The following is an 8,160-nucleotide window of genomic DNA, read 5'->3' on the forward strand; positions in this document are numbered from 1 at the left end:
GCGGTTGTCATGGGCGGCGCAATCGCCTGTGCCGGCCGGATGGCCGCATCGGCGCGGCCCGGTTGCGCCTGCCACGTCACCGTGCGCGAGCGCGTCCAATCGGCCGGCGATGACGCGCCGGCTTCCAGCGTGACGTCGTCCTGCGCGCTCATGCGGCCTCCTTCGCGTGCGTGCGCCCGTGCAGCAAACCGATCAGACGCTCGCGCCACGCGATGAATTCGGGCGACGATTTCACGGCCCGCGCATCGCGCGTCTGCACGAAGCGCCGCGCGAACGGCAGTTCGTGCGATTCGGCGATGCGGCCCGGCCCCGGCGTCATCACCACCACGCGCGTGCCGAGAAACAGCGCCTCCTCCACGTCGTGCGTGATGAAGAACACCGTCTTGCCGGTGCGCGCCCAGAGGTCGAGCACCAGCTCCTGCATCGATTCGCGCGTCATCGCGTCGAGCGCGCCCATCGGCTCGTCCATCAGCAGCACGCGCGGGTCGCCGGCCAGCGCGCGGGCGATGCCGACGCGCTGCTGCATGCCGCCCGACAGCGCGTAGATGCGCGACTGCGCATGCCGCTCCAGCCCGACCAGCGCCAGGATCCGCCGCGCGCGCGCCTCGCGTTCGGCGCGTGCGACGCCCTGAAAGCGCAAGCCGAGCGCGACGTTGCCGAGCACGTCGAGCCACGGCAGCAGCGCGTATTTCTGGAACACCACGCCGCGATCGGCGCCCGGCCCGAGCACCGGCGCGTCGTCGAGCCGCACCTCGCCGGCCGTCGGCGCGACGAAGCCCGCGATGCAGTTCAGCAGCGTGGTCTTGCCGCAACCCGACGCGCCCACCGCCACCACGAACTCGCCGCTGTCGATCGACAGGTCGACGTCGGCCAGCGCCTGCGTGTCGCCGCGCCCGCGCTCCCCCGGATAGGCGACCGACAGCCGCCGGATATCGAGCCTGCTCATCGCGCGCTCCTTGTCGCCGCTCAGTGCGCGGCGGCCTTCACGAATTGCGGATCGACGCCGACCGAGTAATCGGGCAGCACCGTTTGAATCGTCCCCTGCGATTTCAGGAACGCGGCCGTGGCGGCCAGCGATTTCGCCGCGCCCGATTGCGCGCCGCCGCCGAGCCATGTGGCCGAAGCCTGTTCGGCCGGCGACGGGAACGCGTACAGCGCGAGGCTGGCCGGCACGTCGTCGGCGTTCGCGCCCGATTCCTTCGCCACCGCCGCGGCCTGCGCCGAGCCCTTGCCCCAGGCGTTCGGATGCGCGCGGTAATCGGCGTCGGCCGCGGCCAGCACCTTCACGAAGCGCGCGACGAATTCGGGGTTGTCGTGGGCGAAGCGGCGCGTGGCGACGAAGCCGTCGAACGTCGCCTTGCCGGTGGCCTTCGCCACCTGGCCCGACGTGATCAGCACCTTGCCGTTCTGCTTGACCTTGGCCAGCACCGGATCCCAGATGTAGGTCGCGTCGATGTCGCCGCGCGCCCAGGCGGCCGCCACTTCGGGCGGGCGCAGGTTCAGGATCTTCACCGAGTTCGGATCGACGCCGGCCTGCTGCAGCGCGACCAGCGCGTGGAAGTGCGAGGTCGACACGAACGGCAGGCCGATCTTGTGGCCCTTCAGGTCGGCCACGCTGTTGACGCCCGAGCCGTTGCGCGCGACCAGCGCCTCGGCGTCGTTGATGTTGTCGAGAATCCAGAACAGCGAGAGGTCCACGCCCTGCGACAGGCCCGCCGCGATCGGCGCGGAGCCGGCCTCGCCGAGCTGCACCGAGCCCGAGGCGAGCGCGCGGATCACGTCGGCGCCGCTGCCGAGCTTGCGGAACGTGACCTTGTAGCCGGTGGCCTTCTCCACCTCGCCCGTCGCCTGCGCGTAGCGCCACGGCACCACCATGTCCTGATACGCGATCACCACCTCCTTGTCGGCGGCCCGCGCCGGAGCGGCGGACAGCGTCAGCGCGGCGACGGCGCCGGCAAGCGCGGTGGTCAGGACGGTGCGGACGGAACGGAAACGCGGCATGGCTTACCTCTCGGGTCGGATGCGGTGGCTCGAAAACGCCCGACTATAGAGACTTCATGCCCGCGCGGTTCTATCGATTCCTGCGATGCAATTGACGCTGCTGACGCTATGCATTTCGCGCTGAAACGGATGCCGCCGGCAATGACGCGGCGGCGGCGCCCCGCAAACGAAAAACCCGCCTTGCGGCGGGTTTTCGTGACGACGGCGAAGCGGGAAGCGGAAAACGCGGCTCAGACCACGCCCGCGCCGTGCGCCTGCAGATCGGCGTGGTAGCTCGAACGCACCATCGCGCCCACGGCCGCATGCGTGAAGCCCATCTTGTAGGCCTCTTCCTCGTACATCTTGAAGACGTCCGGGTGCACGTATTCGCGCACCGGCAGATGGTGCTCCGACGGCTGCAGATACTGGCCGATCGTCAGCATGTCGACGTCGTGCGCGCGCAGGTCGCGCATCACCTGGAGGATTTCCTCGGGCGTTTCGCCGAGGCCGACCATCAGGCCCGACTTGGTGGCGACATCCGGGTGCAGCGCCTTGAAATCCTTCAGCAGCTTCAGCGAATGCGCGTAATCCGAACCGGGGCGCGCTTCCTTGTAGAGACGCGGCACCGTTTCGAGGTTGTGGTTCATGACATCGGGCGGCGCGGCGTTCAGGATGCCGATCGCGCGATCGAGACGGCCGCGGAAATCGGGCGTCAGGATTTCGATGCGCGTGTCCGGCGACTGCTCGCGCACCTGGCGGATGCATTCGACGAAATGGCCGGCACCGCCGTCGCGCAGATCGTCGCGGTCGACGCTCGTGATCACCACGTACTTGAGCTTGAGCGCGCCGATGGTGCGCGCCAGGTTGGCCGGCTCGTTCTCGTCGAGCGGATCGGGGCGGCCGTGGCCGACGTCGCAGAACGGGCAGCGGCGCGTGCACTTGTCGCCCATGATCATGAACGTGGCGGTGCCCTTGCCGAAGCATTCGCCGATGTTCGGGCAGCTCGCTTCCTCGCACACCGTGTGCAGGTTGTGCTCGCGCAGGATCGTCTTGATCTCGTTGAAGCGCGAGCTGCCGGTGGCCGCCTTGACGCGGATCCAGTCGGGCTTCTTGAGCTTCTCGATGGGGATGATCTTGATCGGAATGCGGGCCGTCTTCGCCTGCGCCTTCTGCTTGGCGGTGGGATCGTAGGCGGCCGATTCGGCCGGTGCCGGAGTTGCGATTACGTCAGTCATTCGTGTGTTCCAGTGCCTGCGGCAATGCGGCGGCGGTGGCGCCGTCAAGGTTGGCGGTCAGACGGCGCACGAGCGTCTCGGCCACGTCGCGCCAGTCGGCGACCACGCCGACGGCCGCCATGTCGACCGTTTCGAGCCCTGCATAGCCGCACGGGTTGATCGCGAGAAACGGGGCGAGATCCATCCGGACGTTGAGGCTCAGCCCGTGATAACTGCATCCGTTGCGAATCTTCAGACCGAGCGCGGCGATCTTTGCGCCCGCATGCGGCCCCGATTCCACGTAGATACCGGGCGCGCCCGCCTTGCGGATCGACGCGAGATTATACGCCGCAAGGGTTTCGATCACGGCCTGCTCGATCCGCTCGACCATCGGTCGAACCATCAGCTTGCGGCGGCGCAGGTCCACCAGCAGGTAGGCGACGATCTGGCCGGGGCCGTGATAGGTGATCTGCCCGCCGCGATCGACCTTGACCAGCGGCACGCCGCTGTTGGCCACCAGCAGGTGCGCCGGGTCGCCGGCCTGGCCGAGCGTGTAGACGGGGGGGTGTTCGACCAGCCAGATTTCGTCGGCGGTGCCGGCGTCGCGCGCATCGGTGAACGCGCGCATCGCGTCGAAGGTCGGTTCGTAGGGCGCGCTGCCGAGCCAGCGCACGACGGGCGACGGCAGTGCGGCCCCGTTTTCGGACGGCGCGGCACTGCCGGAATCGTTGGAATGGGAAGACACGTGGGTGACCGGCGGCGCTGACATGGGCGCTAGTTTACCGAAAACCGCCCTGCGCCGCCGGGCCTCGTGCGTGGGTCGATCCGGCCCCGGCGGCGCTCACACCACGCGCCAGCCCTGGTGCAGCCACGCCGCGAACCGGTTCGCCAGCCGCGCGAACGCCGAGCGCGCCGCCTGGCAGGCCGAGGGCGACACGCTGAACGCGATCTGCGCCGCCGCCGGCCCTTCCACGCCGAGCCAGAGGCGCTCGCCGCGGCGCAGGCGCAGCGTCGCGCCGGGGGGCAGGAAGTAGTCGTCCACGTCCTCGCTGCGGGTGGCCCACACGGTGGCGCCCTGCACGGACAGGCGCGTGCTGTGCGCCACCACCATCGGCACGGTCTCGCCGGCCTGGATCTCGAACACGACGTTTGTCGAAATTTCTCTCATGATGCGCTCCGGAAAATGCGTTGGAATGGCTACAATCCTAGGCACATCAAGGGTTTACGCAAAACGATACGTTTTCACGTTCTTGTGAGAAAAATGAGCAAGTGGACCTGCGCAAACTGCCCCCGCTGAATGCCCTGCGCGCCTTCGAGGCCGCCGCGCGCCATCAAAGCTTCTCGCGCGCCGCCGAGGAACTGTTCGTCACGCACGGCGCGATCAGCCACCAGGTGCGCGCGCTCGAGGAAGAGCTCGGCGTGCCGCTGTTCACCCGCAACGGCAAGCGGCTCGCGCTGACCGACACCGGCGAGCGCTACGCGCTGCAGGTGCGCGCGGCGCTGACGATCCTGCTCGACGCCACGCTCGACGTGCGCGCCACCGACCGGCGCAACCGGCTCGTGGTGTCGTCGCTGCAGTCGTTCGCCGCGCGCTGGATCACGCCGCGCATCGGCTCGTTCATCGATCGCCATCCCGACATCGATCTCGAGCTGCAATCCACCAACTCGCTGACCGATTTCACGCGCGACGACGTCGACATCGCGATCCGCTTCGGCAACGGCCACTACCCGGGGCTGCACGTCGAGAAGCTGTTCGACGAGCTGTTCTTCCCGGCCTGCGCGCCCACGCTCAACGGCGGCGTGCTGCCCAAGGCGCCGGCCGATCTCGTGCACTACCCGCTGCTGCGCTCCGACGACGAACTCTGGCGCCCGTGGTTCGACGCGGCCGGGCTCGACCGGCTGACCGAGCCGAAGCGCGGCGTGCTGTTCCACGATTCGTCGCAACTGGTGCAGGCAGCCATCGACGGCCAGGGCATCGCGCTGGTGCGCCGCTCGATCGCCGCGAGCGAACTGGCCGCGGGCCGCATCGTGCGGCTGTTCGACATCACCGGGCCGAGCCCGTGGCACTGCTATTTCGTGTGCCCGCCGAACCGGTTGAACCTGCCGCGCGTGCAGGCGTTCCGCAGTTGGATCCTCGAACATCTGGCGGCGTTCGAGGCGGATTGGGCGCGCATCGACGCGCAGCACGCGGCTCGGCACGGGCAACCGGAGGCGGTGCGGGAGGACAAACCGGGACGGGACGAATCGGAAGGGACGGCGGAGGATGAAGCGGCGGATACCACTACGGCTGCGGTAAAAACCGGCCCGGCGCCCGGCGCGGCGGCCGATGCCGCCACCCCGAAACGCCGGAAAACGCCGCTTAAAGCACGACCTTGACCATCGGGTGGCCGGTCAGCGAGCGATAGATGTCGTCGAGCTGCTGCTGGCTCGTGGCGCGCACGGTGATCGTGAGGCCCGTGTAGTTGCCGCCGCTCGACGAACGCTCCTCGATCTTCTCGAGATCGATCTCGTTGTCGTGCACCGCCACCACCTTGAAGATCGTGTCGCGGAATTCGGGATGGGCCTTGCCCATGATCTTGATCGGGAAATCGCAGGGGAATTCCAGCAACGTCTCCTTCCTGGCATCGATCGCGCCAGTCATTTCGACTGTCTTGGTCGGTTCGGTCGTCATAAGCATCTCCAGAAAGAATCGATAAAAACGCGCTCAGGCGGCGGCCAGCTCGCGTGCCTTGGCGCGCTGATAGGCCTCGTAGAGCGCAATGTACACGGGCCCGGGGCGGCCGTCCTGCACCGGCAGGTCGTCGAGCGACGTGACGGGCAGGATTTCCTTGGTGGCCGAGGTCAGCAGGATTTCGTCGGCCGCGCGCAGTTCGGCTTCGTTGATCTCGCGCGCGACGAACGGAATGCCGCATGCCTCGGCCAGCTCCTCGAGGAGCGCATAGCGCACGCCTTCGAGAATCTTGTTGCTGCGCGGCGGCGCGAGCAGCTCGCCGTTCTTGACCACCCACACGTTCGACGACGAAGCCTCCGTCAGGTTGCCGTCGCGCAACTGGATGGTTTCGAACGCCTCGCGCTGCGCGGCATGTTGCGCCATCAGCACGTTGCCGAGCAGCGAGGTGACCTTGATGTCGGCGTGCAGCCAGCGGCGATCCTCGGCCGTCACGCAGCGCACGCCGGTGGCGCGGATCTCGTTGCCGGGCAATTCCATCGGGCTGACCATCATGAACACGGTGGGCACGATGCCGGCCGGGAACGCATGGCCGCGTTTCGCCACGCCGCGCGTGATCTGCAGATAGACCTTCGCGTGCGCATCGCCGAGGCCGTCGGCGTTGGCCGCCAGCAGCTCGTCGATCAGCGCGCGCCAGCCGGCGTCGTCGTGCGGGTTCGGGATCTCGAGCTTCTTCAGGCTGCGGTCGAGCCGCGCCAAGTGCTGCGGCAGCCGGAACGGCCGGCGCGCGCCCTCGTGCAGGTAGAGCGGCGCCACCTCGTACACGCCGTCGCCGAAGATGAAACCGCGATCGAGCACCGGCACGCGCGCCTCGGACAGCGGCACGCGCTGCACGTCGGCATGGATGCTCAGATGGACGACGGGGTCGAAATCGGCTTGGCTCATGGCGCTCAACGAAAGAGGATGACGCGTTCGATGCGCCGGCGCGGCGCGAGGCGGGCCGCGCCGGCGCAATGCAAAGGCTGGCCGCGAAACCCGACTGCAAGGTTGCGCGGCCAGCCCGAGCCGACAGCTTACCGCCGGCGGCGAAATGACGGTGGCAAGGCGGCCAGCCTCGGCCGCCTTGCCGCCCGTGCTTACTTCTTGGCGAACATCAGCAGGATCGAATCCCAGATGCGGCCGAACAGGCCCGCTTCCGGCACCGCCTGCAGCGCGACGACCGGGAACTGCGCGACCGTCTTGCCGTCGGCCACGAACTGCACCGAGCCGACCTGCTGGCCTTCGGCCAGCGGCGCGATCAGCGGCGTGTTCAGCGTGACCTGCGGCTTGATCTTGTCGCCCACGCCCTTCGGCAGCGTGACGAACTGATCCTTCTGCACGCCGACCTGCACCGAGTTGTCCTTGCCCTTGTACACGCGCGGCGTGGCCACGGCCTGGCCGCCCTTGTACAGGCGCACGGCGTCGAACGCGCTGTAGCCGTAGTTCAGCATCTTCATGCTGTCGGCCACGCGGTCGCTTTCCTTGGTTTCGCCCATCATCACCGAGACCAGACGGCGCGTGCCGCCGTCGGCCAGCGGACGCTTGGCCGACGCGATCAGGCAGTAGCCGGCCGCTTGCGTGTGGCCCGTCTTCAGGCCGTCGACGGTCGGGTCGGTCCACAGCAGGCGGTTGCGGTTCGCCTGGGTGATGTTGTTGTAGCGGAATTCCTTGACCGAGAAGATGTTGTAGTAATCGGGGAAATCGCGGATCAGGCGCGCCGACAGCTTGGCCAGATCGCCGGCCGTGGTGTAGTGCTGCGGATCGGGCATGCCGTTCACGTCGGCGAAGTGCGTGCCGGTCATGCCGAGCTTCTGCGCCTCGGTGTTCATCATGTTGACGAACTGCGACTCGCTGCCGCCGACCAGTTCGGCCAGCGCGATCGCGGCGTCGTTGCCCGACTGGATGATCATGCCGTACACGAGGTCGTGCACCGACACCGGCTTCTCGGCCTCGATGAACATGCGCGATTCGTCGGTGCCGACGCGGCGCACGGCGTCGCTCGGCGTGACGATCTGCTCCATCGAGATCTTCTTGGTCGACAGCGCCTCGAACACCAGGTAGGCCGTCATCAGCTTGGTCAGCGAGGCCGGCTCGACGCGTTCGTCGGCGTTGCCGGAAGCGAGCACCTGGTTGCTGCTGGCGTCGACCAGCACCCACGAGCGCGCGTTGACGCCCGGCGGCGGCACCGCGCCCGGCATGAACGTGGCCGGCGCGCCGGTGGGCGCGGCAGCGGCAGCAGCGGCGGCCGCCGCCTTCTTG

At 68.3% G+C, this 8,160-nt stretch carries 9 protein-coding genes; 1 reads left to right on the forward strand and 8 read right to left on the reverse strand.

Annotated features, from left to right (window positions below; all coding sequences use genetic code 11):
* Positions 1-148: 148 nt before the first annotated feature.
* The 5 genes from G3N92_RS27885 to G3N92_RS27905 all read right to left on the reverse strand — a co-directional run bounded on the left by G3N92_RS27885 (position 149) and on the right by G3N92_RS27905 (position 4,362).
* Positions 149-946 (reverse strand): ABC transporter ATP-binding protein, encoded by a 798-nt coding sequence (locus tag G3N92_RS27885; protein WP_206130809.1) that lies wholly within the window; start codon positions 944-946, stop codon positions 149-151.
* Positions 947-966: 20 nt separating this feature from the next.
* Entirely contained in the window at positions 967-2,001 is a 1,035-nt protein-coding gene (tauA, locus tag G3N92_RS27890; protein WP_206130810.1) for a taurine ABC transporter substrate-binding protein, read from the reverse strand.
* A gap of 230 nt (positions 2,002-2,231) precedes the next feature.
* Positions 2,232-3,215, reverse strand: coding sequence for a lipoyl synthase (gene lipA, locus G3N92_RS27895; RefSeq protein WP_206130811.1), 984 nt, complete (start codon positions 3,213-3,215; stop codon positions 2,232-2,234).
* On the reverse strand, positions 3,208-3,963 hold the full coding sequence (lipB, locus tag G3N92_RS27900) for a lipoyl(octanoyl) transferase LipB (RefSeq protein WP_206130812.1): 756 nt from the start codon (positions 3,961-3,963) through the stop codon (positions 3,208-3,210). The genes lipA and lipB overlap by 8 nt, the downstream gene beginning before the upstream one ends.
* A gap of 72 nt (positions 3,964-4,035) precedes the next feature.
* Positions 4,036-4,362: a DUF2917 domain-containing protein gene (locus tag G3N92_RS27905; RefSeq protein ID WP_206130813.1), complete on the reverse strand. Its 327-nt coding sequence runs from the start codon at positions 4,360-4,362 to the stop codon at positions 4,036-4,038.
* A 101-nt stretch (positions 4,363-4,463) separates the two neighbouring features.
* Here G3N92_RS27905 and G3N92_RS27910 point away from each other — a divergent pair, with 101 nt between their 5' ends.
* Positions 4,464-5,570 carry a transcriptional regulator GcvA gene (locus G3N92_RS27910; protein ID WP_206130814.1) on the forward strand — a complete coding sequence of 369 codons (1,107 nt, stop codon included), beginning with the start codon at positions 4,464-4,466 and terminating at the stop codon, positions 5,568-5,570.
* Here the strand turns inward: G3N92_RS27910 and G3N92_RS27915 are convergent.
* From G3N92_RS27915 to G3N92_RS27925, 3 genes are all read right to left on the reverse strand, one after another.
* Positions 5,554-5,865 carry a YbeD family protein gene (locus tag G3N92_RS27915; protein WP_206130815.1) on the reverse strand — a complete coding sequence of 104 codons (312 nt, stop codon included), beginning with the start codon at positions 5,863-5,865 and terminating at the stop codon, positions 5,554-5,556. The genes G3N92_RS27910 and G3N92_RS27915 overlap by 17 nt on opposite strands.
* Positions 5,866-5,898: 33 nt before the next feature.
* Positions 5,899-6,807: a D-amino acid aminotransferase gene (locus G3N92_RS27920; RefSeq protein ID WP_206130816.1), complete on the reverse strand. Its 909-nt coding sequence runs from the start codon at positions 6,805-6,807 to the stop codon at positions 5,899-5,901.
* 191 nt (positions 6,808-6,998) lie between these two features.
* A partial coding sequence (locus tag G3N92_RS27925; RefSeq protein ID WP_206130817.1) for a D-alanyl-D-alanine carboxypeptidase family protein occupies positions 6,999-8,160 on the reverse strand: 1,162 nt, incomplete at its 5' end.

The organism is Burkholderia sp. Ac-20379, assembly GCF_017104645.1.
Lineage (GTDB): Bacteria > Pseudomonadota > Gammaproteobacteria > Burkholderiales > Burkholderiaceae > Burkholderia.